We start from the raw sequence: 23,303 nt of genomic DNA, 5'->3' as shown, positions 1-23,303 counted from the left end.
TACTCTTCTTCGGGCCACAGGTCAAAAGCGGTGGACGCGCGGCGATTTGCCCTTTCTTTTTGTTCATCATACCGCCTAATCTTGCCGCTTCATTTCCATTATTCAGGACCAAACCCGCATGGCCATCAGCGCCCAGAACAACACCCCGGCGGATGCGGAAAAACCGCCCCGGCCCAAGGGGCTGGCGCTGCTGCGCGTGGCGCTTTCCACGCGCAAGGCAGGGTGTATGCTGGGCTTTGGCTTTTCCTCGGGCCTGCCCTTCGCGCTGCTGATCGGCACGCTGAATGCCTGGCTGGGCGAGGTGGGGATCAAGCTGGCGACGATTGGCGTGCTGTCATGGATCGGCCTGTCCTATTCGTTCAAATTCCTCTGGGCGCCGCTGGTCGACCGGCTGAAACTGCCGGGGCTGGAGGCGCTGGGGCGGCGGCGCAGCTGGATCATCCTGTGTCAGGCGGTGCTGGCCTGCGCGATTGCCGGGCTGGCCATCACCGACCCCACGCGCGCCATCGGCACTTTCGCCATCATCGCCTTCATCGCCGCCTTTGCCAGCGCCACGCAGGACATCGCGCTCGACGCATGGCGGATCGAGAATGCCGATGAGGACACCAGCCTTGAGCTGCTGACCGCGCTCTATCAGTTCGGTTATCGCACGGCCTCGATTGTGGGCGGCGCGCTGGCGCTGATGCTGGCGGCGCGGATGCCCTGGCCGCAGGTGTTCGGCGCGATGGCGGGGCTGATGGCGGTGATGACGCTGGTGACTCTGCGCGCACCCGATACCGAGCGCACGATCACCGCGCGCCTGCACGCCGATCTTGGGCAGCCGGGCGAACTGGCGCCGGGGGTGCGGGCGGTCCTGCTGTTCATTGTGCTGGCCAGTTGGGTCTGGGCGATTGCCACGATTGCCCATTTCATGATTGCGATGCTGGCCCCGGTCGCGCCGGGTGGCAAATTGCCCTCCGTGGCGGAATTTACGAAGACGCAGGGGCCGTGGATCGTGGGGGCCACTGTGTTTGTGCCGCTGATCGTGGCCAGCGTGGCCAACCATTTGAAAGCCCGCGCGATGGGCGTTCTGGCGGTGGAGGATCACGCCCATGGCCCCTCGCGCACCATCGCCAACCATATCTATGCCGCGCTGGTCACGCCTCTGGCGGAGCTGGCGGGACGGCTGCGGGCCGGGGTGCTGGTGGTGCTGGGCTTCATCCTGACCTATGCGTTCTGCTACAATATCTGGTCCAGTTTCGCCTTTCCCTTCTATCTGGACTATCTGCATTACACAAAGGATCAGGTGGCCTTCGCCTCCAAAATCTTTGGCATTATCATGACGATGTTCGGCATTTCGCTGGGCGGATACCTGTTCCTGCGCATCGGGCGCTTTCCCACCGTGCTGCTGGGCGCGATGCTGCCGCCGCTGGGCAATCTGCTCTATGCGGACCTTGCCGACGGCGGCCATGTGATCGACGCCTTTGCCCATGTGCTGATGCTTGACCGGCTGGGCGCGGCGCTGGGGGCCGATGCGCGGATGCTGCGTCTGCTGCTGGCCATAGTCTACGAAAACATCGCCACCGGCCTCGCAGGCACCGCCTTCGTCGCCTATGTCTCCAGCGTGGTGTCCAAGCGCTATACCGCGATCCAATATGCGCTTCTCTCCTCACTGACGTTCCTTGTCGGCACGCTGGGCCGCGGCGTGGCGGGCGAGGCGTTTGACACCTATGGCTATGGGCCGGTCTTCCGCGCCACCGCGCTGGCCGGTGTGGTCAGCGTGTCCTTCGTGCTGATGGAGTGGGTGAGGGTTAGTCGGGCGGAGGCGCGGGCGGTTAAGGGATAAGAGTTTGCCTCCGGCGGGCAAAGGGCGGGGGCCCTTTGCAATCCCATTAATGGGTGGTGGGAGGTTTGCGGCCCTTTGTTATAACTATGAAAGCCTGCGGCGCAGTTAGATTGCGCCGCAGGCTTTCATATTTCAACGCCGCGTATTGGCCACCCCGGCAGAACCTAAAGCGCTAGGTAGACAGTAACGGGATTGCAAAGGGACCGAGTCCCTTTGCCCGCCGGAGGCATTTCAAACCCCCTCAAACCTCAATCCGGAAACTCCAAATTCCGCCGCAACACATCCCCCGCCAGATAAAGCGACCCGGCAATCAACACGTCGCCCTCGGCCGGCAGCGCCCCTAAGGCCTGCTCCACATCTTCAAACGGATGAGCGGGCAGGGCGGTGAAGGGCGCGAAATCCTCGGGCCTATGCGCGTCATGGCCGGGCGCGGGGACAACGGAGAGCGAGAGCAGCTTGCCTGCGAGCGGGGCGATGATCGCGCTGGGATCCTTGTTGGCCAGCATGCCGGTGATGAGATGGAAGGGCGGCGCATCGGCAAAATGGCGCGCGATGGCAAGGCCCGCGTCGGGATTGTGTCCGCCGTCCAGCCACACCGCGCGGCCCCCGGCCAGCGCCGTCAGCGGCCCATCGCCAAGGCGCTGCAACCGCGCGGGCCAGCGTGCGGCGCGAATGCCTGCGGCCATGGCTTCGGGGCTGACCGCCACCGCCGTTTGATGCCGGATCAGCGCGACGGCAAGCGCTGCATTTTCCGCCTGATGCCTCCCGGCGAGTTGCGGCAGGGGCAGCGAGAGCGCACCGCGCGCATCGCGATATTCAATCGTCTCGCCAATATCGGCAAACCAGTCGCGCCCGCGCCGGATCCATGGCGCGCCCGCGTCTGCGGTCAACGCCGCGATCTGCTCCTCGGCCACGGCGGGATAGTCCAGCGTCACCATGGGCGCGCCGGGGCGCACGATTCCGCCCTTTTCCCAGGCAATGCGGGCCAAAGGAACCTCCGGCGCGCCATCCTCGGGGCGCAGCAGGAAACCTTCATGGTCAATGCCCAGCGTGGCAATGCCGGTGGCGACAGGATTGGGGATGACGTTAGTGGCATCCAGCCGCCCGCCCAGCCCGACCTCGATCACGCAGACATCCGCCGGGATGCGCGAAAAGGCGAGGAAGATCGCGGCAGTCGTCACCTCGAAAAAGCTCGGCCCCAGATCCTCGCCCGCATCATTGGCGTCGAGTACTTCGGCCAGCAGGTCGGCCAGCAGATCATCCTCGATCAGCCGCCCGGCCAGCCTGATCCGCTCATTATAGCGCACCAGGTGCGGCTTGGTGGCGCTATGAACCACCAGTCCCTGTGCTTCGAGCATCATGCGCAGATAGGTGCAGGTGCTGCCCTTGCCATTGGTACCCGCGACATGGAACACCGGGGGCAGGCGCCGTTCCGGATTGCCCAGACGCGCCAACAGGCCCTCGATAATCTCCAGTCCCAGCCGCCCCTGCGGTACGGAAAGCTGCTCCAGACGAGCCAGTTGCGCGGCCACGCCGGGGTGGTCCGAGATGGCAAAATCCTTCACCGGATCACCCCGTTCGTCGTGCTTCAGGCCGCCTTGGCGGCGGTGAGATAGGAAAGCACCTGCGCCAGTTTCTCACGCAGCGCGTGGCGATGGACGACCATGTCGACCATGCCGTGTTCATGCAGATATTCCGCGCGCTGGAACCCTTCGGGCAGCTTTTCGCGGATCGTGTCCTGAATCACGCGCTGTCCGGCAAAGCCGATCAGGCAGCCCGGCTCGGCAATCTGCACATCGCCCAGCATGGCGTAGGAGGCCGTCACGCCGCCCGTCGTCGGATCGGTCAGCACGACGATATAGGGCAGGCCCGCATTGTTGAGCCGGCGTACCGCCACCGTGGTCTTGGGCATCTGCATCAGGGACAGAATGCCCTCCTGCATACGCGCGCCGCCCGCCGCCGTGCAGATCACATAGGCGCATTTTTCCTTCAAGGCGCGCTGCGCTCCGGCCACGAAAGCCGCGCCCACCGCCATGCCCATCGAGCCGCCCATAAAGCCGAAGTCCTGAACCCCCAGCACGACCTTGTTGCCCTCGATCTTGCCAAGGGCATTGGTCAGCGCATCGGGATGCGGATTGGCGGCGCGGGCGGCCTTCATGCGGTCCGGATACTTTTTCGTATCGCGGAATTTCAGCGGGTCGTCCTTGACCTTGGGCGTGGGCAGCACAGTAAAGCCGGGATCGAGCAGATGCGCGAAACGCGCGTCCGTGCCGATGCGGCCATGATGGTCACAGCGCGGACAGACCGAGAGATTCGCCTCATATTCCTGAGCGAACAGCATCTCGTTGCAGTTCTTGCACTTGATCCACAGGTTGTCGGGCGTATCGTCCTTCTTCGCGGTGAGCGAGGAAAGCGAGTTGCGAACTTTGTTAAGCCAGCTCATGCCAGCGCCTTAGCGTTATGGACGGCATCTGCCAAGGCGGCGGTCAATTCGTGCACCGGGCCTGCAGCATCGGCGCCATGCTCGGCCACCAGATCGACCAGAGCAGAGCCCACCACCACGCCTTCGGCATGGGCGGCAAAGGCGGCGGCCTGCTCGGGCGTGCGCACGCCAAAGCCCACCGCGATGGGCAGGTCGGTGCCTGTGCGGATGCGGGCAACCGCTTCCTTGATCGAATCCACAGCGGCCTGCTGCTTGCCCGTCACGCCCGCGACCGAGACGTAATAGAGGAAGCCTGACGAGCCATCGACCACGGCGGGAAGGCGCGCGGTGTCGGTGGTGGGTGTGGCAAGGCGGATGAAGCTGATGCCATGGGCGCGCAGGGCAGGGCCGATTTCAGGGTCTTCCTCGGACGGAATATCGACGCAGATGATCCCATCGACGCCCGCCTCGGCGCATTGCGCGGCAAACCATTCGGCCCCGCGCGCCACCATCGGATTGGCATAGCCCATCAGCACCAGCGGCACTTCCGGATGCCGCGCGCGAAAATCGCGCGCGATGCGGAAAATGTCGGCGGTGCGCGTTCCGGCGGCAAGCGCGCGCAGATTGGCGGCCTGAATCGCGGGGCCATCGGCCATCGGATCGGTAAAGGGCATGCCCAGTTCGATCACATCCGCCCCGCCCGCGACCAGCGCATCAAGGATGGCGGGCGTGGCGTCCGGCGTGGGATCCCCCCCGGTGATGAAGGTGACAAGGGCAGGGCGGCCTTTGGAGAAGGCAGCGGAGAGGCGTTGGGTCATAATTGATCCTGTTCGGAAGTCTCGCGGCGATATTTCTTGATGGAACCGGCCAGCAGGCCGCAGGCAATCAAGAAGTCCACCGGGAAATTGATTTTCCCGAGAAACGTATAATCAAGTCCCACAACGGACCACACGATCAACTGCGGTACGACAAGGGCCTTGAAGGCAGGTGTCACAATTTCACGCCCAGCTTTTCGGCCACGGTGAAGATGTCCTTGTCGCCGCGACCGGAGACATTGACGATGATGATCTGATCCTTGCCCATTTTCGGCGCCACTTCGGGCAGCGCGGCAAGGGCATGGGCCGATTCGAGCGCCGGGATGATCCCTTCAAGCTGACAGCACAGCGTGAATGCCTCCATGGCCTGATCGTCGGTGATCGGCAGGTATTTGGCGCGGCCGATATCGTGCAACCAGCTATGCTCCGGCCCGATGCCGGGATAGTCCAGACCCGCGCTGATCGAGTGGGCCTCGGTGATCTGGCCGTCCTCGTCCTGCAGCAGATAGGTCTTGTTGCCATGCAGGATGCCCGGCTTGCCGCCGGTCAGCGATGCGGCATGTTCCTTGTCCAGCCCATGACCGCCCGCCTCGACGCCCAGCATCTGTACGTCGGTGTCGTCAAGGAAGGGGTGGAACAGGCCGATGGCGTTCGAGCCGCCGCCCACCGCCGCAATCAGCAGGTCGGGCAGGCGCCCGGTGCGTTCGAGCAGTTGCGCGCGCGCCTCCTTGCCGATCACGCTTTGGAAATCGCGCACCAGTTCGGGATAGGGGTGCGGGCCTGCCGCCGTGCCGATGATGTAGAACGTGTCATGCACATGCGCGACCCAGTGGCGCAGCGCCTCGTTCATCGCATCCTTGAGCGTCGCCGCGCCGCTGGTGACGGGCACCACTTCGGCACCCAGCAGCTTCATGCGGAACACGTTGGGCTGTTGGCGGGCCACGTCGGTCGCGCCCATAAAGATCGTGCAGGGCAGGCCAAAGCGCGCGCAGACCGTGGCGGTGGCCACGCCATGCTGGCCCGCGCCGGTTTCGGCAATGATCTTGGTCTTGCCCATGCGGATGGCCAGCAGGATCTGGCCGATGCAATTGTTGATCTTGTGCGCGCCGGTGTGATTGAGCTCTTCGCGCTTGAACCAGATCTGCGCGCCATTTTCCGGCTTGCCCTGCTCGGCGGCGATCGCGCGAAAATGCTCTGTCATGCGCGGGGCAAAATAGAGCGGGCTGGGGCGGCCCACAAAATGCTTCATCAGATCGTCGAATTCTTCCTTGAACGCGGGGTCGGCCTTGGCGGCCTTATACTCGCGCTCCAGATCGAGGATCAGAGGCATCAGGGTTTCAGCGACATAGCGCCCGCCGAACTGGCCGAAATGGCCGCGTTCATCGGGTTGCGTGCGCAGCGAGTTTGGGATGGTGGCGGTGTTCATAGCGATAAAACGCCTGCCACGGCGGCGGCGCCAAGTCCAGTCCCGCCAAAAGGGCAAAAGGGGCAGTCAAGGCAGGGTGCCGCATTGGCAATACATTTCGCGACAAATGCGGCGCGGGGGTGCCTCAATGCCGGATTTCTGCGGCAATCGCCCTTCTTTGCATAGTTTTATGAACGAAATCTGACATTTGCCTGACTTTCCCATTCACCGGGCCGTCAGGCGGCGGGGTCCAGACGGGATGCAGGCGCCGATCAACGATGAAATTCTTTGGCGCCCAGGGATAACAAACGGAGTAACGATTATGCGTCTGGTTCTTTTCTCGCTCGCCGCGTCGCTGGCTGTTGCCGCGCCTGCCATGGCCCAGGGCGAAACCAAGGACATGGGGGCCCGTTTTGACGTTCACACCGGCGCCGCATGGAATGATGGTCGCGCCGTTCAGGGGACCGTGGGTGCCACGCTGGGTTACGACATCGCCACGGGCGGCACCACTTTCGTCGGCCTCGAAGAATCGGTCGACAAGGTGCTGACCAGCCAGGACAAGGCCCGTTTCAGCACCACCGCCCGCCTTGGCATCAAGGCCACCCCCCATGACAAGGTCTATGGCCTTGCCGGTTACACCTATGGCACCGGCCCGAACGGCGCGCATATCGGCGCGGGCGTCGAGCACAGCCTTGGCCAGCAGTATTTCACCAAGGTCGAATATCGCCACACCTTCAATGAAGACAATGCCCGCGACAGCAATGCGGCGCTGGTCGGTGTCGGTATGCGCTTCTGATCCAGCTCTGACGGGTTGCGTGTAAAGAGCGGGCGGTCTGCATCGGCAGGCCGCCCGTTTTTTATGGGTGCGTTTGCCATGGACGGCGCGAATGCCGCAGCGCCGGTCCGCCCGATTTATTGAACGCCACGTGGTGTTTAGACCCGACACGTCTGGACAATCCCGCGATCTTGCGGAAAGCGCGGGGGCGGAATTTCAGGGAAGCAGGAACCAATCCTATGCGTCATTTGATCTATGCAACCACGGCCGCCATGGCCGCCTTTATGATGTCGGGCACGGCGCAGGCCGGCGAAATCCGCATTGAGGGGCATGGCGGGGTCAGCTGGCAGGGCAACTCGACCAAGGCGACGGTCGGCGCGGCTGTCGGCTATGACATGTCCGTGGGTGCGCTGGGCAACGGGGTCTTTGCGGGCGTCGAGGAATCGGTGGACAGTGCCGCCGGGGGCAGCGGGACGCGTTGGGGCACCTCGGGACGGCTGGGGATCAAGGTGCTGTCGCTGGGCGCGCTTTATGGCGTTGCGGGCTATCACTATGGTTCGGGGCCGAATGCAACCTCGATCGGCGCCGGTTATCAGCAGGGCCTTGGCCCGGTCTATGGCAAGGTCGAATATCGCCATTACATGAATGAAGGCGGATGGCGTCCGGGGGATGCGCTGACGCTGGGCTTTGGCGTCAAGTTCTGAGGAAACGGGGGCGGCGGGATCAACCTACCGCCCGCACAGCGATTAGCCCGCCGCTCGAACGGCCTCGCAAAAGGCGACGATTTTGCCTGCGTCCTTCACGCCGGGCGCACTTTCGACGCCCGAGGACACATCGACGAAATCGGCCCCCGTAGCCTGGATGGCCTCGCCCACATTGCGCGGATCAAGACCACCCGCCAGAATCCACGGGATGGAATGGCGATAATTGGCCATCAGCGACCAGTCGATCCGCAAGCCCGTTCCGCCCGGAAGGTCGGCCCCTTCGGGCGGCTTGGCGTCGAACAGGACGCGCGTGACACCCTGATAGGCGCGCGCCGCGTCCAGATCGGCCGTCTTGCGCACGCCGATCGCCTTCCAAACGGGCAGGCCTTGCGCGGCCATCACCTGCGCGACGCGTGCGGGGCTTTCCTTGCCGTGAAGCTGGATCACGTCGAGGCGGACGCTCTGGCGCAATTGGTTGAGGAAATCGGCTTCGGGATCGACGAAAAGGCCGACGATCTTTGCCCGGCCCGCCGCATGATGGGCCAGCGCGGCGGCCTGTTCGATGCCGACATTGCGCGGGCTCTTGGCGAAAAACACCAGCCCGATATGGTCCGCGCCCGCGCCGATGGCCGCGTCGAGACTGGCGCGGTCGGAAATGCCGCAGATCTTGATGCCGATGCGTGCCATGGACCTATCCCAGCGCCTTGGTCAGCACCACCATCGTGAGATGGTCGAATTGGGGCAGGGGAAAGGGGCGGATTTCGCCGGTTTGCGCATAGCCGCGCCGTTCGTAATAGGCGACCAACTCGGTGCGGGGCGCCACAACGGTCATTTCCATGACGGTCGCGCCGAAATCGCGCCGGGCGCAATCCTCGGCCGCCGCGATCAGGGCGCGGCCCATGCCGCCCGCCTGCAAGGCCGGATCGACACAGAGCATGCTCATATAGGCCATCCCGTCCGCGCGCCGCGTCACCGTTACCGTGCCGATCAGCGCGCCGTCGCTTTCCATCACCAGCATCCGGCTGCCTGTATCGCCCAGCACCCGCGCAAGTTCGGCCTGTGAGGTGCGCTGCCCTTCCAGCAGGTCGGCCTCATGCGTCCATCCACCGCGCGCCGATCCGCCGCGATAGGCGCTTTCGACCAGCGCATGAAGCGCCGGCAGATCGTCGGGCAGGGCAAGACGGACCATCGCCGTTACAGCGTGCCTTCGATGGCGCGGGCGGCGGCCACCGGGTCTTCGGCGCGCGTGATCGGGCGGCCGATGACCAGTACGCTGGCCCCGGCATCGCGCGCGGCGCGCGGCGTGACCGAACGCTTCTGGTCGCCCAGAGCGCCGTCGGCCGGGCGCAGGCCGGGCACCACAAAGAAACCATCCTTCCACTGACGCCGGATATCGCCCACCTCGTGGCCCGAACACACGATGCCGTCCACGCCCGCGCCATGGGCCAGTTCGGCCAGGCGCAGCGCCTGATCGCCGGCGCGGTTGGCATAGCCGATGGCGCCCATGTCATCATCGTCAAGGCTGGTCAGCACGGTCACGGCCACCACCTTGGTATGCTCGCCCGCCGCAGCCTTGGCATCTTCCAGCATCGCCCGCCCGCCCGAGGCGTGGACCGTGACGATGGCCGGTTGCAGCACGTGGATCGCCTGCATCGCGCCCGCCACCGTATTGGGAATGTCGTGCAGCTTCAGATCGAGAAAGATCGGCAGGCCGACCTTGGCCAATTCATGCACGCCGTGATGGCCATGGGCGCAGAAGAATTCCAGCCCAAGCTTGATCCCGCCCACATGGTCCTTGATCCGCCGCGCCAGCGCTTCGGCGGCATCCAGACGGGGCAGGTCGAGGGCGACATAGATCGGATTATGGTTCATCTTTGCGTCTCAATTCTTCTCGGCAGCGGCATCGAGCTGGGTTGCGGTGGCGATCGGCGGAGTGGGGGTGGCGGCGCGCAGCGTGTTTTCAAGGCCCGCGATGCGGCGGTTCAGCCGCCAGATCTTCGCCTTGGCCAAAAGCCACACCGGCACCATGCCCGCCACAAATGCGGCCATCGCGATCAGCCCCACCGGCCAATCGACATGCAGATAGCCGTTTTCCAGCGGCCACAAATTGATCGAGGTCTTTTGCCAGTTGATCGCCACAAAGGACGAGATCAGCACAGCCGTCAGGATCCAGAGCGCGGTGCGTAAGATCTGCAAGGTCATCCCCTCCTGCGCGGTATAGGCCGGATTATCGTGCCCAAAGGCTTATGCTAGGCCGGAATGTTGCGGATGGAAAGGGGCGCTTGTGGCAGCGCCCCTTGTCCTTGCACCATCAGGCGCCGAACACGCGATCAAAGATCGTGTCGACGGCCTTGAAGTGATAGTCGAGGTTGAACTTGTCCTCGAGCTGCTGCGGGGTCAGCGCGGCGGTCACTTCGGGATCGGCCTTGAGCAGTTCGAGCAAGCTGAGCTGGCCGTCCGATTCCCACACTTTCATCGCATTGCGCTGCACCAGACGATACGAAGCATCGCGCTCCAGACCAGCCTGAGTCAGGGCCAGCAGCACGCGCTGCGAATGGACCAGACCGCCCATACGGTCGAGGTTCTTCTGCATACGCTCAGGGTAGATCACCAGCTTGTCGACCACGCCGGTCAGACGGGCCAGCGCAAAGTCGAGCGTGATCGTCGCGTCCGGGCCGATGTAACGTTCGACCGAGGAGTGCGAAATGTCGCGCTCGTGCCAGAGCGCCACGTTTTCCAGCGCGGGGGTAACAGCCGAACGCACCACGCGGGCCAGACCCGTCAGGTTCTCGGTCAGCACCGGGTTGCGCTTGTGCGGCATCGCGCTCGAACCCTTCTGGCCGGGCGAGAAATATTCTTCCGCTTCCAGAACTTCGGTGCGCTGAAGGTGGCGGATTTCAACGGCCAGACGTTCGATGGACGAGGCGATCACGCCAAGGGTCGCAAAGAACATCGCGTGGCGGTCGCGCGGGATGACCTGCGTGGAAACCGGCTCGACCGACAGGCCCATCTGCTCGGCCACATAGACCTCGACGCTGGGATCGATGTTGGCGAACGTGCCGACCGCGCCCGAGATCGCGCAGGTGGCGATGTCTTCGCGCGCGGCCACCAGGCGCGCACGGTTGCGGGTGAATTCGGCATAGGCCTCGGCCAGCTTCTTGCCGAAGGTGGTGGGTTCGGCATGGATGCCGTGGCTGCGGCCGATGGTGGGCGTATACTTGTGCTCAAACGCGCGGCGCTTGATCGCGGCCAGCAGCGCGTCGATGTCCTCGATCAGGATGTCGGCGGCCTTGGCCAACTGCACCGAGAGCGTGGTGTCCAGCACGTCGGAGGAGGTCATGCCCTGATGCATGAAGCGCGCCTCGGGCCCGACCTGTTCGGCAACCCAGTCGAGGAAGGCGATCACGTCATGCTTGAGGATCGCTTCCTTGGCGTCGATCGCGGCCACGTCGATGGTCGGATTGGTCGCCCACCAGTCCCACAGCGCCTTGGGGCCGCTTGCGGGCACAACGCCAAGCTCGCCCAGCTTTTGCGTGGCATGGGCTTCGATCTCGAACCAGATCTTGTAGCGGGCTTCGGGCTCCCAGATCGCGGTCATCGCGGGGCGGGCGTAACGGGGTACCATATGTGTCTCCGGCGCAGATTCTCTTGGGTGCGCCGCTAGGGCCTCATGCGCCGAAAGGCAAGTTTTGCGTTACAACAGGCCCCGCTGGCCCCTCATAAGAGACCGCGCTGGCGGAGCGATACATGCCCCTCGCGCCCGATGACGACATGATCATGCACACTGATGCCCAGATGGTGTCCCGCCTCGGCAATCTTCTGCGTGATATGGATATCGGCCCGGCTGGGTTCAGGCGAGCCGGAAGGGTGATTGTGGACCAGAATCATCGAGGCCGCCCCCAGATCCAGCGCCTTGCGGATGACCTCGCGCGGGTGGATCGCCGCCTCGTCCAGGCTGCCGTCGCCCAGATGTTCGTCGCGGATCAACCGGTTCTTGGTGTCCAGATAAAGCGCGCGCACCCGTTCGACCTTCAGATGCGCCATGTCGATGGTGAGGTAAGAGATCAGCGTCTGCCAGGTGCTCAAAACGGGCTGTTCGCTCACCTCTTGCCGGGCAAAGCGGCGCGTGGCCATGGCGACAATGCGGATCGCGGCCGCGCTGGTTTCGCCCATGCCCGGATGCGCGGCCAGCGCCGCCGAATCGGCATTGAACACCCCCGCCAGCGAGCCGAACCGCGCCAGCAGGCTGCGCGCCAGCGGCTTGGTGTCGCGCCGGGGGATGGCGGTCATCAACAGATATTCGATGATCTCATGATCGGCCAGCGCGCCTTCGCCGCCTTCGAGCAATCTCTTGCGCAAACGCGCGCGATGGCCGGACGGGTCATGCGCGATCTGCTGCAGCTTTTCGGCCGATGGCGGGACGGGATTCAGGTCCTGTGCAGAAAACAAAGTGCCATGATGCGCCTCTCGCAGGCGGCTGCCGGCCCGGTGATCGGTTGAGGCATCATCATCACTGGTCACATCCGTCCCCCCGATCCATGGCGGCGCCTATCGCGGCAATTGCGTATAAGCATTGCCTTTCCCGGCCCCCTCGCGCAAGAGTCTGTAGGTGATGGATGATTTGCCCACCGATGCCGAAGTGACGCCCCCGCCGCGCGGGCGCGGCCTGTTGCGGGCGCCGCGCGGGCGGCAACTGGCGCTGGCCGGAGCGGGGCTGGTGGCGCTTGCGCTGGGGCTGGGCTGGGCCGAAAGGCTCTCGATTGCCGATGCCGTGCTGCGGCGCGAACTGGTGCGGCTGGGGCTGGCGGCCAGTTATAAGGTGGTCGAACTCGATACGCGCCATGCGGTGCTGGCCGATGTGGTGGTGGGCGATTCGGCCCATCCTGATGCGGTGATTTCCCGTGTCGAGGTCTGGGCCGGTATGGTGGGTCTTACGCCGGGCATTTCGCGGGTGGACCTGACCTCGCCGCGCCTCTTTGCCGCGATCAAGGACGGGCGGGTCAGTTTTGGCGCGATCGACACATTGATGAAAGGCGGTGGCAAACCTTCCGGCCTGCCCGCGATGGATTTGCGGATCAAGGATGGTGTCATGGCTCTGGCCACGCCTGCGGGCGGAGTAGGGGCGGTGGTGTCGGGCCGGGGCAATCTGGCGGGCGGTTTTGACGGCCCGCTGTTGGTGGTTGCGCCGCATCTGCGCGGGGCGGGATGTTCGGGCAGCGGACGGTTTGCCGGGCGTATCGGGGTAAAGAGCGGGTCGCCCACGCTGGAGGGCACGGCCAATCTCATGCCCGCCTCCTGCGGCGCGATCCGGCTGGGCGCCTCGCAGATCGGGGTCAAGGGCAGGCTGGACGAATTGCTCGATGGCGGCCAGGTCGATCTGGCTCTGCGGACCGGCGCGCTGGATATGCCGGGTGCGCGCATCGGCTCGATCACCGGACCCCTGCGATTGGCGCTGCGCGATTCGGCGGTCAATGCGATGGGGCGGATCGCCGCGCATGATCTGGCCACGACCGGGCTGGCGGCCAGCGAAGTGGGGATCGAGGGCCGTCTGCGCGCGCCTTTGACCATGGCACGGATCGATGGCGACGGCACGATTTCGGGCCAGGGTGTGGTGCCCGACAAGGCCGGCTATGCCGCGCTGGGCAAGGCGCGGCGCGGTGCGGCCGGAACACTGGCCGAACCGCTGATCGCGCGGATCGAGGCGAGCCTGCGCAAGGAAAGCCCGCGCAGCCGGTTGGAGGGGCGCTTCAACCTTCATGCGGGCGAGGGGCGGTTCAGCTTTGTTGCGCCCCTGCTGCGGCTGGTCGGGGAATCGGGCATGCCGCTGGTGGATGGCGACCGGCTGACGCTGGTCAAAAACGATGGGGCCAAACCTTCCTTCACCGGCTCCTTGCGGACGGCGGCGCCCGGCCTGCCGCGCGTTCTGGCCGAAATCCCCAAGAACGGCGGGCCGATCCGGCTGAGCATGGCCGAATATCGCGCCGAAAATGGCGCGGCTCTGGCGCTGCCCCGGATGGAGATTGTGGCCAAGGGCGGCGAAATCCGCTGGCGGGGTGAGGCGGTGGCCTCGGGCGCGCTGGCGCCGGGGGTGAGGGTGGCGAACCTGCATCTGCCGCTCGATGGCGTGGGCGGCGCGCAGGGCGCGCGTCTGTGGTCCTCCTGCACACCGATCAGCTTTGCCGGACTGGAGGCCAATGGGTTGAGCCTGAGCGCGGGCAAGCTGGCGGCCTGTCCGCTTTCCGGGCCGTTGCTGGCGCTGGATCGGGGCGGATGGCGCGCGGGCGTTCGGCTGTCCGGGCTGGATCTGAACGGACGGATGGGCGATTCGCCGTTGAAGCTGAACAGCGGGGTGATGGACTTGCGCGCCGGGGCCGGGCGTGACGCCGCGCTCAATGCGCAAAATGTTTCGGTGCAACTGGGCAAGCCGGGCGAGGGAACGGCGCTGAAGCTGGCCTCGGTGACGGCGCAGATGGGCGCGGGCGCTGCGGGCGATTTCAAGGGGCTGGAGGGATCGCTGGCTGCGGTGCCGATGCTGATCCAGAATGGCGCGGGGCAATGGCGCTATGCGGACGGTACGCTGGCGCTGAGCGATGTGGCGATGCAGGTGAGCGATGTGGAAAAGCTGGCCCGCTTTGCCCCGCTGTCCGCGCATGGCGCCAGCCTGACCATGAAGGATGGGGTGATTCGCGCCGATGCAGTGCTGCGCGAACCCAAGAGCGACCGGCAGATCGTGCAGGTTGCCATCACGCATGATCTGGGCGGGGCCAAGGGCTTTGCCGATCTGACGCTGGACGGACTGACCTTTGATGCTGCGCTCCAGCCGGACCGTCTGACGGCGCTGGCGCTGGGCACGATTGCCAATGCGGCGGGGCGATTCGATGGCACGGGGCGGATCGACTGGGCGGACGGCAAGGTGACAAGCCATGGCAGGATCACCACGCAGAGCTTTGATTTCGCGGGTCTTGCCGGGCCGGTGAAGGGTGTGGCCGGGACGGTGGAATTCACCGACCTGCTCGGCCTTGTCACCGCGCCGCATCAGAGCCTGCGCATCGGTTCGATCAATCCGGGCATCGAGGCCACCGATGGCAAGATGCGTTTTACCATGCATCCGGGCTATCTGCTGGAAATCGAGGATGCGCGCTGGCCCTTCCTTGATGGCGAGATGGAGATGCTGCCGACCACACTGCAATTGGGCGGGGCGGCGGTGCGCCGATTCGAATTGAAGCTCTCGGCGGTGAACGCGGCCAAGCTGATCACGCATATGGACGTGTCTAATCTGGCGGCGACGGGCCTGTTCGATGGCCGTATCCCGCTGATTTTCGATCAGAATGGCGGACGTGTCTCGGGCGGCGAACTGATCTCGCGGCCCGGCGGCGGCTCTGTCTCCTATGTGGGGCAGTTGAGCTATCGCGACCTTACGCCCATGGCCAATTTCGCCTTCCGCACCCTGCGCGATGTGCGTTTCAAGGAAATGCGAATCGGCCTCGACGGCGATCTGGCCGGTGAGGTGGTGACGCGCGTGTCGATGAAGGGCCTGAGCCAGGGCAAGGGCGCGTCGAAGAATTTCCTGACCCGTCAGGTGGCGAAATTGCCTTTGCAATTCAATGTGAACATCCGCGCGCCCTTCTATCAACTGATCGGCTCGCTGCGCTCGCTTTACGATTCGAGCTATATTGGCGACCCGCGCGACAAGGGCCTGACCCTGCCGTCCATGCGCATCATGCCAACGCAAAACCCTTTGCCGAAAACTGCAACCATTCAGCCTTCAGTCAGCGAGCATCGTCCATGAAGCGTAATACATTGACCCGCCGCCCCGCCGTGGCAAAAGATTCCCGTATGGACCAGCGGGAAACATTTCAGGGCAGGGCGAAGGGGCCGGACGGACGTCTGTGGCCAGCCTTGCAAAAGGTGTGGCGCAAACGACCCGTCCGGCTGGGGGTTTCGGTTCTTTCGCTGGGCATGGTCACCGCGTTGTCGGGGTGTATTACCGTGAGCGCGCCGGACAAGCCGATCGTGATCGAGCTGAACATCAACATCAAACAGGAAGTCATCTATCGTCTGGCCGCCGATGCGGGCAAAACGATTGATAGCAATAAGGATATCTTCTGATGTCGCGCGTATTTGCTTCTGTTTCGCCCTTTTTGGCCGCGGCGCTGCTGGTTCCGGTGATGGCGGGCGGCGCCCTGGCGCAGGTGCGCGATCCGGCCTATGCCGCCGCGCGCGCCGCCGGACAGGTGGGGGAAATGCCCACCGGCTATCTTGGGATCGTCGGCGCCTCCACGCCTGAACTCAAGCGGCTGGTCGATGACATCAACATCAAGCGCAAGGCGGTCTATGCCGAGCGCGCCCAGGCCCAGCATGCCACGGTGGAGGAATATGCCTTCACCACCGGTTGCAAGCTGGTGATGCAGACCCAGCCGGGGGAAAAGTATCAGACCCCCGATGGCAGTTGGCAGGTGAGGGGCGGGGGCGCCCCGGTCCGCGATAGTCGCTGTCCGGCGTAAACCGGTTTAACCGCTGTTAGGATCGACCGCGTGGGGCATGGTTCCCGCGCGGTTTTTCTTTGCTCCTGCTCGGGCGTGTCATTGATACAGGTGATTCGCGCCCGGATGCGCAGATGTCGGACAATTGCGCGATATTTGCCGGTTCCCGCATTTTCTGTGCATACGTACCCGTCTGAAAATGGCGCGAACGGCTTTATGCTACCTTACTACTACCTAGCGACCGGTTGACTTGGGCCTACCCCCCGCCTAAGGGGCAGGCGCCCTGAGCGGACAGCCGTTGCACAAGGCTCTTTTTGGCCCCACAGTCCACTCCAAGGACAGTAGGCGGGAGAGAGAATTGAGCAACGAGCCGGAGGCACAGGATCAACGCGGTGAGGATGCGCGCCTTGCGGCTCTCGATGAACGGATTAACGCCGTTCGGGAGCGGGAGGAAATGCGTAAAACGCCGAATGCGGGGGCGCAATCTGACGATAGCTATCGTCTGGGCAACCGGGTTCTGGCCGAACTGATCGCGGGGATCGGTGGCGGTGCGTTCATCGGCTGGACTATAGACCAGTTGATCGGGCGCGGCCATTGGGGTCTGTTGGTGGTGATGGGGCTTGGCACCTTTGCCGCTTTCAGGAACATTATCCGGATTTCCACCCGGCGGTCTGAATGATCCTTGAACAGGGCGCGGGCTCTGAACCAGGGTCGCCCCAACGAAGGGGTTAGGAAAGACCGCACATGATGCATAGGCAAGGGGGCATAAAGCGTGGCCGAACAGGGCAAAGTCGATCCGATGCACCAGTTCATGATCGAGCCGCTTTTTGGCACCGATCACTGGACCATTGCCGGGCATAACATTGCTTTCACCAATTCGGCGCTGTGGATGCTGATCACTTTTGTCGTGCTGTTCGCGTTTGTCGCGGGCGGCGCCAAGGGTCAGACCGTTCCCGGCCGCTGGCAGGTGATGGTTGAAGGGCTGGTTGGTTTTATTGACAACCTGCTGGCCGCCAATGTTGGCCCCAAGGGCAAGAAGTATGTGCCCTACATCTTCTCGCTGTTCAGCTTCATTCTCTTCTCCAACGTTCTGGGTCTGCTGCCGCTGGGCCTGATCAAGGGCGTTCATCCCTTCACTTCGACCAGCCACTTTACGGTGACCGGCGTTCTGGCGATCCTGTCCTTCTCGATCGTCCTGATCGTGGGCTTTGCCCGCCATGGCCTGCACTTCTTCAGCCTGTTTGTGCCGCATGGCACGCCGGCATGGCTGCTGTGGCTGATCCCGGTGATCGAGCTGATCTCGTTCCTCGTGCGTCCCTTCTCTCTCGCGCTTCGTCTGTTCGTTGCGATGATGGCGGGCCACGTGCTGCTCGAAGTGCTTTCCAGCTTTGTGATCAGCTCGACCAATTCGGGCATGCTGTGGGGCACTGTTGTCGGCCTGCCCAGCTTTGCGCTGATGATCGCCATCTGCGCGCTGGAAATTCTGGTTGCCGGCATCCAGGCCTATGTTTTCGCGCTGTTGACCTCGCTGTATCTCAACGACGCCGAAAACCTGCACTAAGTTTTCAAGACGTACATCAAAGCCTTTCAACCAACGAAATTCGTTCAAAAGGAGTTATGGAAATGGAACCTGCAAGCGCAAAGCTGATCGGTGCTGGTCTGGCCGCTATCGGCGCCGGTGTGGCTGCCCTGGGCGTGGGTAACGTGTTCGGTTCGTTCCTCGAATCCGCTCTGCGCAACCCCGGCGCCGCTGATGGCCAGCAGGGCCGTCTGTTCATCGGCTTCGCGGCCGCTGAACTTCTGGGTCTGCTTTCGTTCGTCGTGGCGATGATCCTGATCTTCGTTGCCTGAACGAATACCAAGGTGATACTGGCCGGGGCGGTTTGCCCCGGTCGGGATCGTCTTTGATTTTCCCGGCCCGGATTTTGCCTTTGGGCAATGCCGCGGCCATGCGGTGATACCGTTTGGGTCCATCCGGCCCGACGCACAGCGACCGGAACCTAAGTGATGCCTCAGATTGCGCAGCTATCCGCAACCTATGCGTCCCAGATCTTCTGGGCGCTGATCTTCTTCGGATTTGTCTTCTTTGTTGTTGGCCGCGGCTTTGTGCCCAAGGTTCAGGCAACGGTGGCAAATCGCGACAAGCAGATCGCTGATGATCTGGCCGCCGCCGAAGCCGCGCGCCGCGCCGCCGAATCGGACGAGGCCAATTGGGCCGCGACCAGCAACAAGCAGCGCGCCGAAGCGCAGGCCCTGATCGCCAAGGCCAAGGCCGACGCCACCAAGGCAAGCGAAGCCCGTCTGGCGCAGGCCGCCGCCGTGGTGGACGAGCGTATCGCGCAAGCTGATGCGCGCCTTGCCGCCGCCCGTGCCGATGCGCTGGCCGAAATCGAAACCGTTGCCAGCGAAGCGGCCAGCGACATCGTCGCCCGCCTTGCCGGCCTGAGCGTGGAAGGCGATGCCGCCCGCGCCGCCGTGAAGGAGGTCCTCCATGGCTGATCTTGCTACTCTGGCCGTTCTGGCTGCCGGCGCCGGTGAAGCCGGTGGTCATGAAGCCGCAGAACCGCTGATGCTGGGCTTTGCCACGGCGCCGCAGATCGTTGCCGCTGCTATGGCGGTGCTGATCCTGATCGCCATCGCGCTCAAGGTTCCCTCGGTGATCACCAAGGGGCTGGACGGCAGCATTGCCGAAATCCGCAAGCAGCTCGACGAAGCCAAGGCGCTGCGCGCTGAAGCGGATAAGCTGCGCGCTGAATATGCCGCCCGTATTGCCGGTGCCGAAAAGGAAGCCGCGCAGCTGGTCGAGCATGCCAAGCATGAAGCCGAAGCGATCATCGCCAAGGCGGAAGCCGACACCACCGCCGTGATTGCGCGCCGCGAGAAGATCGCCGGTGACAAGATCGAGGCGGCGGAACGCGCGGCTGTTGCCGAACTGCAGAACAAGGCGGCCGAAGCGGCGGCCTCTGCGGCTCGCGGCCTGATCGCCGGTCGTTACGGCGTCGATGCCGACAAGGCTCAGGTGGACGCGGCAATCGCCGGTCTGTAATCCTGATCCTTGCGGATCTGGTGAAAAGCCCCGCTCCGGCGGGGCTTTTTTGCGTTTGGGGCGGGAAAGGGAGCGAGCATGGCGGAGATCATCAATTTGCGCATGGCGCGCAAGGCCAAGGCGCGCGGCGAGGCTGAAAAGCAGGCGCAGGCCAATCGGGCCCTGCATGGTCAGAGCAAGGCCGCGCGTGAGATAGCAAAGGCGGAAAAGGCGCGCGCGGAGCGTCTGCTCGACGGCGTCAAGCGCGAGGATCCGGACAGTTCCAAGCTGTGATGGCCGGAAAATTGGCCTGAAATCAAATATGTAAAAGCCACAATGCAACGATGGCCTATGGTTGCCATTGTCAGCGTCGTGATATGGGCAAGACTACGTCGTCATTCATTGCGAAATGCAAAGAACCTCTGCGCTAAAAGCCTGCGCTCATCGAGCAGGATCATGCACAGAAAGAGACGAATGGGCGATGAATTGTCTGAACCTTGCGGCCATTGGCCTTCATCTTGTTTCAGTGCATGACAAGCCGGGCTATAACGACCAGAATTACGGGCTTTATGCCCAAAGCGAATGCGGCTTTATCGCGGGCGGCTATTACAATTCCTATCGCAGGCCATCCTTCCAGATTGGATGGCGCGCAGAGACGGACCACCTGCCGCTGTTCGTCGAGATCGGTGGCGTCACCGGCTATCCGAACCATCTGGTCGAACCCTATGCGATGGCGGGCGTCAAGCTGGGGCCGCTGCGCGTCGGATTCGTGCCGCATGTGATGGGTGTGAACCGAACTGCCGTTGTCCATGCCATGGTGCAGTTCAAACTGTAACAAGCCTCACTCAAAAGCTGTTCTTGGCCTCACGCAGAGCGGCAAAGGCGCTGACAGGATCCCCGCCCCAGCGGGCCTGAATATCGGCGCTGTCGGCGCGCAGGAAAGGATTCGTGGCCAGTTCGCGCGCCAGCGGGAAGGGGACGGTTGCTTCGCCCCGCGCTCGTCGCGCGGTGATTTCTTCGGCATAGGCGACCAGCGCGGCATTATCCGGGTCGGCATGGAGCGCGAATCGGGCATTGGCGGCCGTATATTCATGCGCGCAATAGAGCGTCGTTGCAGGGGGCAGCGCCTTGATCCGCTCGAGACTGGCCCAGAATTGCGGTGCTGTGCCTTCAAACATCCGCCCGCAGCCCAGCGCAAAAACCGCATCGCCCACAAAGGCGACCCCGGCCTCCGGCAGGTGATAGGCGACATGGCCCAGCGTATGCCCGCCCACATTGATGACCTGTACGCGATAGGCCCCCAAAGCCACCGAATCGCCCTGATCGACTACGCGGTCCACGCCCTCGATCTTGCCCGCATCGCCCGCAGGCGCGGTGATCACGCAGCCTGTGGCGGCCTTGATCGCGCTGTTACCGCCCGCGTGATCCTTATGCCAATGCGTGTTCCAGATCTGGGTGATCATCCAGCTCTTTGCCTCGGCCTGACGCAAGTATTCCTCGGCATCCGGCGTGTCGATACACACCGTTTCGCCCGAGGCCGGATCGTGCAGCAGAAAGCCGTAATTGTCGGAAAGGCAGGGGAACCGGTGGATCTGGAGGGGCATGGGCGCGGTCCTGTGGTGGGGATTCGGGAAGGGCTTATGCCTCCGGCGGGCAAAGGGCGAAAGCCCTTTGCAATCCCGATACTGGTTGCGCTTTGCTTGCGAGCAAGCGTCATGCGGCAAAGCCGCCCTATTTAAAGCCTGCGGCGCGGCAAGCTGGGCGCAAGGGTGAACCTTTGGCGCAACAAGGACAGTAATGGGAGCGCGAGGGTCCAGACCCTCGCATTCTATCCCTAAACCTAAACCCCCAACAAAAAACCCGCCCGGATCGCTCCGAGCGGGTCTTTGTATCTCAGGCAACAGCTCTGAGAAGGTTCAAGCTTACTGCTTGGCCTTCAGAGCGGCGCCCAGGATGTCGCCCAGCGAAGCGCCAGCATCCGACGAACCGTACTGTTCGACGGCTTCCTTTTCTTCGTGCAGCTGACGCGCCTTGATCGAGAAGCTGGGCTTCTTCGAACGGTCGAAACCGGTGACCATGGCGTCGATCTTCTGACCGACCTGGAAGCGGTCGGGGCGCTGTTCGTCGCGGTCGCGACCCAGATCCGAACGCTTGATGAAGCCGGTGGCGCCATCGTCGCCGGCCTGCACTTCGAGGCCGCCGTCACGCACTTCGAGCACGGTCACGGTGACAACTTCGTTGCGCTTCAGGTTCGAACCACCAGCAGGCGACACGCCGCCGGCAGCCGGAGCGCCCTTTTCGAGCTGCTTGATGCCGAGCGAGATACGCTCCTTTTCGATGTCCACGTCCAGAACGATCGCCTTGACGCTTTCACCCTTGCGGTGCAGCGCCAGCGCGTCTTCGCCCGAGATGCCCCAGGCGATGTCCGACATGTGAACCATGCCGTCGACTTCGCCGTCCAGACCGATGAAGAGGCCGAATTCGGTGGCGTTCTTAACTTCGCCTTCGACGCTCGAACCAACCGGGTGACGTTCGGCGAAAGCTTCCCACGGGTTCTGCTGGGCCTGCTTGAGGCCGAGCGAGATGCGGCGCTTGTCCGAATCGACTTCCAGCACCAGCACGTCGACTTCCTGCGAGGTCGAAACGATCTTGCCGGGGTGGACGTTCTTCTTGGTCCAGGACATTTCCGAAACGTGGACCAGACCTTCGATGCCGGCTTCCAGTTCGACGAACGCACCATATTCGGTGATGTTCGTGACGGTGCCGCGCAGCTTGGCGCCGACCGGGTACTTGGCGGCAACGCCATCCCACGGATCCGATTCCAGCTGCTTCATGCCCAGGCTGATGCGCTGCGTGTCCTGGTTGATGCGGACGATCTGCACGCGCACGGTGTCGCCGATGGCGATCACTTCGCTCGGGTGGTTCACGCGCTTGTAGCTCATGTCGGTGACGTGCAGCAGGCCGTCGATGCCGCCCAGATCAACGAACGCACCGTAATCGGTGATGTTCTTGACCACGCCGTCGATGATCTGACCTTCCGAGAGGTTCTGGATCAGGCCGCTGCGCTGTTCTGCGCGGGTTTCTTCCAGAACGGCGCGGCGCGACACGACGATGTTGCCACGGCGACGGTCCATCTTGAGGATCTGGAACGGCTGGGGAACGTCGAGCAGCGGGGTGACGTCGCGCACGGGGCGGATGTCGACCTGCGAGCCGGGCAGGAAGGCCACGGCGCCGTCGAGGTCAACGGTGAAGCCGCCCTTGACGCGGCCGAAGATGACGCCTTCAACGCGCTTGCCTTCGCCAAATTCGTTTTCAAGCTTGTCCCAGGCGGCTTCGCGACGAGCGCGGTCACGCGAGAGCATCGCTTCGCCGTCGGCGTTTTCGACGCGGTCAACGAAAACTTCGACTTCGTCGCCGACCTTCAGGCCGTGGGGCTGACCGGCCATGGCGAATTCGCGCAGCGGAACGCGGCCTTCGCTCTTAAGGCCTACGTCGATGACGGCCTTGTCGTTCTCGATGGCGGTGATGGTGCCCTTGACTACGCGGCCTTCAAAGCCACCGTTGGCGGCGCCGCCAAGCGATTCGTCAAGGAGAGCCGCGAAATCGTCGCGGGTCGGGGTGCTCATAAAAGAGTCCTTCAAATCTAACGTTCTTCCGGCCAGGCGGTTGGGAGTTTTGCTCCGTCCGCCGGTCTTTCCTCCGGCATCGCACCATGCGATGGCCGGGCCAAAAAGGGCCGAACCGCCATGGAGGCCGGATGCCATCCACAGCACCCACCCGCAGCCAGGGCCACGGGCAGACCGGCGGCGACTAGGGCAAACGGGCGCGAAAGGCAAGGAAAATACCGCC

At 63.7% G+C, this 23,303-nt stretch carries 26 protein-coding genes; 13 read left to right on the top strand and 13 right to left on the bottom strand.

All coding sequences use genetic code 11. From position 1 onward, the window contains the following. The first annotated feature begins 118 nt into the window (after positions 1–118). Complete coding sequence (locus BGP00_RS14500; protein ID WP_292691170.1) at positions 119–1,825, top strand: MFS transporter; 1,707 nt, start codon at positions 119–121, stop codon at positions 1,823–1,825. Between the two features lie 248 nt (positions 1,826–2,073). Here BGP00_RS14500 and BGP00_RS14495 read toward each other — a convergent pair whose 3' ends face one another. From BGP00_RS14495 to trpB, 5 genes are read right to left on the bottom strand one after another with little or no spacing between them, the layout of a single operon-like run. Beyond that, a complete protein-coding gene (locus BGP00_RS14495) occupies positions 2,074–3,390 on the bottom strand; it encodes a folylpolyglutamate synthase/dihydrofolate synthase family protein (RefSeq protein ID WP_292691172.1) in 1,317 nt (438 codons plus the stop codon). 23 nt (positions 3,391–3,413) lie between these two features. After that, on the bottom strand, positions 3,414–4,268 hold the full coding sequence (gene accD, locus BGP00_RS14490) for an acetyl-CoA carboxylase, carboxyltransferase subunit beta (RefSeq protein ID WP_292691174.1): 855 nt from the start codon (positions 4,266–4,268) through the stop codon (positions 3,414–3,416). Next, positions 4,265–5,065 carry a tryptophan synthase subunit alpha gene (gene trpA / locus BGP00_RS14485; RefSeq protein ID WP_292691176.1) on the bottom strand — a complete coding sequence of 267 codons (801 nt, stop codon included), beginning with the start codon at positions 5,063–5,065 and terminating at the stop codon, positions 4,265–4,267. The genes accD and trpA overlap by 4 nt, the downstream gene beginning before the upstream one ends. Next, positions 5,062–5,241, bottom strand: a complete 180-nt coding sequence (locus BGP00_RS14480) for a hypothetical protein (protein ID WP_292691177.1) — start codon at positions 5,239–5,241, stop codon at positions 5,062–5,064. The genes trpA and BGP00_RS14480 overlap by 4 nt, the downstream gene beginning before the upstream one ends. Beyond that, on the bottom strand, positions 5,238–6,488 hold the full coding sequence (gene trpB / locus BGP00_RS14475) for a tryptophan synthase subunit beta (RefSeq protein WP_292691178.1): 1,251 nt from the start codon (positions 6,486–6,488) through the stop codon (positions 5,238–5,240). Before trpB ends, BGP00_RS14480 begins: the two co-directional genes overlap by 4 nt. Before the next feature lie 301 nt (positions 6,489–6,789). Here trpB and BGP00_RS14470 point away from each other — a divergent pair, with 301 nt between their 5' ends. Both BGP00_RS14470 and BGP00_RS14465 read left to right on the top strand, forming a co-directional pair. Further along, a complete protein-coding gene (locus BGP00_RS14470; protein ID WP_168603685.1) occupies positions 6,790–7,263 on the top strand; it encodes an outer membrane beta-barrel protein in 474 nt (157 codons plus the stop codon). Positions 7,264–7,481: 218 nt separating this feature from the next. Further along, entirely contained in the window at positions 7,482–7,946 is a 465-nt protein-coding gene (locus BGP00_RS14465) for a hypothetical protein (protein WP_168603684.1), read from the top strand. A 42-nt stretch (positions 7,947–7,988) separates the two neighbouring features. Here BGP00_RS14465 and BGP00_RS14460 read toward each other — a convergent pair whose 3' ends face one another. From BGP00_RS14460 to radC, 6 genes are all read right to left on the bottom strand, one after another. After that, positions 7,989–8,633, bottom strand: a complete 645-nt coding sequence (locus tag BGP00_RS14460; protein ID WP_292691180.1) for a phosphoribosylanthranilate isomerase — start codon at positions 8,631–8,633, stop codon at positions 7,989–7,991. 4 nt (positions 8,634–8,637) lie between these two features. Beyond that, positions 8,638–9,135 (bottom strand): GNAT family N-acetyltransferase, encoded by a 498-nt coding sequence (locus tag BGP00_RS14455; RefSeq protein ID WP_168603682.1) that lies wholly within the window; start codon positions 9,133–9,135, stop codon positions 8,638–8,640. 5 nt (positions 9,136–9,140) lie between these two features. After that, positions 9,141–9,818 (bottom strand): orotidine-5'-phosphate decarboxylase, encoded by a 678-nt coding sequence (gene pyrF, locus BGP00_RS14450; protein ID WP_168603681.1) that lies wholly within the window; start codon positions 9,816–9,818, stop codon positions 9,141–9,143. Between the two features lie 9 nt (positions 9,819–9,827). Continuing rightward, positions 9,828–10,148: a lipopolysaccharide assembly protein LapA domain-containing protein gene (locus BGP00_RS14445; RefSeq protein ID WP_168603680.1), complete on the bottom strand. Its 321-nt coding sequence runs from the start codon at positions 10,146–10,148 to the stop codon at positions 9,828–9,830. A gap of 109 nt (positions 10,149–10,257) precedes the next feature. Further along, positions 10,258–11,571 (bottom strand): adenylosuccinate lyase, encoded by a 1,314-nt coding sequence (gene purB / locus BGP00_RS14440; RefSeq protein ID WP_168603679.1) that lies wholly within the window; start codon positions 11,569–11,571, stop codon positions 10,258–10,260. Positions 11,572–11,663: 92 nt separating this feature from the next. Then, positions 11,664–12,377 (bottom strand): DNA repair protein RadC, encoded by a 714-nt coding sequence (gene radC, locus BGP00_RS14435; RefSeq protein ID WP_292691290.1) that lies wholly within the window; start codon positions 12,375–12,377, stop codon positions 11,664–11,666. A gap of 181 nt (positions 12,378–12,558) precedes the next feature. Between radC and BGP00_RS14430 the strand changes: the two genes are divergently transcribed. The 10 genes from BGP00_RS14430 (at position 12,559) to BGP00_RS14385 (ending at position 20,289) form a co-directional block, all read left to right on the top strand. Then, a complete protein-coding gene (locus tag BGP00_RS14430; protein ID WP_292691182.1) occupies positions 12,559–15,735 on the top strand; it encodes a YdbH domain-containing protein in 3,177 nt (1,058 codons plus the stop codon). Continuing rightward, positions 15,732–16,055, top strand: a complete 324-nt coding sequence (locus BGP00_RS14425; RefSeq protein ID WP_246870142.1) for a YnbE family lipoprotein — start codon at positions 15,732–15,734, stop codon at positions 16,053–16,055. The genes BGP00_RS14430 and BGP00_RS14425 overlap by 4 nt, the downstream gene beginning before the upstream one ends. Continuing rightward, positions 16,055–16,450: a YdbL family protein gene (locus tag BGP00_RS14420; protein ID WP_168603677.1), complete on the top strand. Its 396-nt coding sequence runs from the start codon at positions 16,055–16,057 to the stop codon at positions 16,448–16,450. The genes BGP00_RS14425 and BGP00_RS14420 overlap by 1 nt, the downstream gene beginning before the upstream one ends. Positions 16,451–16,883: 433 nt before the next feature. After that, positions 16,884–17,108 (top strand): AtpZ/AtpI family protein, encoded by a 225-nt coding sequence (locus tag BGP00_RS14415; RefSeq protein WP_310014085.1) that lies wholly within the window; start codon positions 16,884–16,886, stop codon positions 17,106–17,108. A gap of 93 nt (positions 17,109–17,201) precedes the next feature. After that, entirely contained in the window at positions 17,202–17,990 is a 789-nt protein-coding gene (locus BGP00_RS14410) for a F0F1 ATP synthase subunit A (protein ID WP_168603675.1), read from the top strand. A 62-nt stretch (positions 17,991–18,052) separates the two neighbouring features. Next, positions 18,053–18,280, top strand: a complete 228-nt coding sequence (locus BGP00_RS14405) for a F0F1 ATP synthase subunit C (RefSeq protein ID WP_168603674.1) — start codon at positions 18,053–18,055, stop codon at positions 18,278–18,280. 156 nt (positions 18,281–18,436) lie between these two features. Next, positions 18,437–18,928 carry an ATPase gene (locus BGP00_RS14400; RefSeq protein WP_168603673.1) on the top strand — a complete coding sequence of 164 codons (492 nt, stop codon included), beginning with the start codon at positions 18,437–18,439 and terminating at the stop codon, positions 18,926–18,928. Beyond that, positions 18,921–19,475, top strand: a complete 555-nt coding sequence (locus tag BGP00_RS14395) for a hypothetical protein (protein WP_168603672.1) — start codon at positions 18,921–18,923, stop codon at positions 19,473–19,475. The genes BGP00_RS14400 and BGP00_RS14395 overlap by 8 nt, the downstream gene beginning before the upstream one ends. 78 nt (positions 19,476–19,553) lie before the next feature. Beyond that, positions 19,554–19,748: a DUF4169 family protein gene (locus BGP00_RS14390; protein WP_292691185.1), complete on the top strand. Its 195-nt coding sequence runs from the start codon at positions 19,554–19,556 to the stop codon at positions 19,746–19,748. Between the two features lie 187 nt (positions 19,749–19,935). Next, on the top strand, positions 19,936–20,289 hold the full coding sequence (locus BGP00_RS14385) for a hypothetical protein (protein WP_292691186.1): 354 nt from the start codon (positions 19,936–19,938) through the stop codon (positions 20,287–20,289). Between the two features lie 10 nt (positions 20,290–20,299). Here BGP00_RS14385 and gloB read toward each other — a convergent pair whose 3' ends face one another. Together gloB and rpsA are read right to left on the bottom strand one after the other, a co-directional pair. Continuing rightward, positions 20,300–21,058: a hydroxyacylglutathione hydrolase gene (gloB, locus tag BGP00_RS14380; protein WP_292691187.1), complete on the bottom strand. Its 759-nt coding sequence runs from the start codon at positions 21,056–21,058 to the stop codon at positions 20,300–20,302. A gap of 318 nt (positions 21,059–21,376) precedes the next feature. Beyond that, positions 21,377–23,080: a 30S ribosomal protein S1 gene (rpsA, locus tag BGP00_RS14375; RefSeq protein WP_168603668.1), complete on the bottom strand. Its 1,704-nt coding sequence runs from the start codon at positions 23,078–23,080 to the stop codon at positions 21,377–21,379. Positions 23,081–23,303: the final 223 nt, after the last annotated feature.

This window comes from Novosphingobium sp. 63-713 (assembly GCF_001898925.1).
Lineage (GTDB): Bacteria > Pseudomonadota > Alphaproteobacteria > Sphingomonadales > Sphingomonadaceae > Novosphingobium.
Note: the sequence above shows the minus strand (reverse complement) of the source record. Positions and strands in the feature narration are given on the sequence as shown.

Bases quoted from the DNA above. Each gene is read 5' to 3' on its own strand.
- BGP00_RS14500 (WP_292691170.1), top strand. From the start codon at position 119: ATGGCCATCAGCGCCCAGAACAACACCCCGGCGGATGCGGAAAAACCG.
- accD (WP_292691174.1), bottom strand. From the start codon at position 4,268: ATGAGCTGGCTTAACAAAGTTCGCAACTCGCTTTCCTCGCTCACCGCG.
- trpA (WP_292691176.1), bottom strand. From the start codon at position 5,065: ATGACCCAACGCCTCTCCGCTGCCTTCTCCAAAGGCCGCCCTGCCCTT.
- trpB (WP_292691178.1), bottom strand. From the start codon at position 6,488: ATGAACACCGCCACCATCCCAAACTCGCTGCGCACGCAACCCGATGAA.
- BGP00_RS14470 (WP_168603685.1), top strand. From the start codon at position 6,790: ATGCGTCTGGTTCTTTTCTCGCTCGCCGCGTCGCTGGCTGTTGCCGCG.
- BGP00_RS14465 (WP_168603684.1), top strand. From the start codon at position 7,482: ATGCGTCATTTGATCTATGCAACCACGGCCGCCATGGCCGCCTTTATG.
- BGP00_RS14460 (WP_292691180.1), bottom strand. From the start codon at position 8,633: ATGGCACGCATCGGCATCAAGATCTGCGGCATTTCCGACCGCGCCAGT.
- BGP00_RS14455 (WP_168603682.1), bottom strand. From the start codon at position 9,135: ATGGTCCGTCTTGCCCTGCCCGACGATCTGCCGGCGCTTCATGCGCTG.
- pyrF (WP_168603681.1), bottom strand. From the start codon at position 9,818: ATGAACCATAATCCGATCTATGTCGCCCTCGACCTGCCCCGTCTGGAT.
- BGP00_RS14445 (WP_168603680.1), bottom strand. From the start codon at position 10,148: ATGACCTTGCAGATCTTACGCACCGCGCTCTGGATCCTGACGGCTGTG.
- purB (WP_168603679.1), bottom strand. From the start codon at position 11,571: ATGGTACCCCGTTACGCCCGCCCCGCGATGACCGCGATCTGGGAGCCC.
- BGP00_RS14430 (WP_292691182.1), top strand. From the start codon at position 12,559: ATGGATGATTTGCCCACCGATGCCGAAGTGACGCCCCCGCCGCGCGGG.
- BGP00_RS14425 (WP_246870142.1), top strand. From the start codon at position 15,732: ATGAAGCGTAATACATTGACCCGCCGCCCCGCCGTGGCAAAAGATTCC.
- BGP00_RS14420 (WP_168603677.1), top strand. From the start codon at position 16,055: ATGTCGCGCGTATTTGCTTCTGTTTCGCCCTTTTTGGCCGCGGCGCTG.
- BGP00_RS14415 (WP_310014085.1), top strand. From the start codon at position 16,884: ATGCGTAAAACGCCGAATGCGGGGGCGCAATCTGACGATAGCTATCGT.
- BGP00_RS14405 (WP_168603674.1), top strand. From the start codon at position 18,053: ATGGAACCTGCAAGCGCAAAGCTGATCGGTGCTGGTCTGGCCGCTATC.
- BGP00_RS14400 (WP_168603673.1), top strand. From the start codon at position 18,437: ATGCCTCAGATTGCGCAGCTATCCGCAACCTATGCGTCCCAGATCTTC.
- BGP00_RS14395 (WP_168603672.1), top strand. From the start codon at position 18,921: ATGGCTGATCTTGCTACTCTGGCCGTTCTGGCTGCCGGCGCCGGTGAA.
- BGP00_RS14390 (WP_292691185.1), top strand. From the start codon at position 19,554: ATGGCGGAGATCATCAATTTGCGCATGGCGCGCAAGGCCAAGGCGCGC.
- BGP00_RS14385 (WP_292691186.1), top strand. From the start codon at position 19,936: ATGAATTGTCTGAACCTTGCGGCCATTGGCCTTCATCTTGTTTCAGTG.
- gloB (WP_292691187.1), bottom strand. From the start codon at position 21,058: ATGCCCCTCCAGATCCACCGGTTCCCCTGCCTTTCCGACAATTACGGC.
- rpsA (WP_168603668.1), bottom strand. From the start codon at position 23,080: ATGAGCACCCCGACCCGCGACGATTTCGCGGCTCTCCTTGACGAATCG.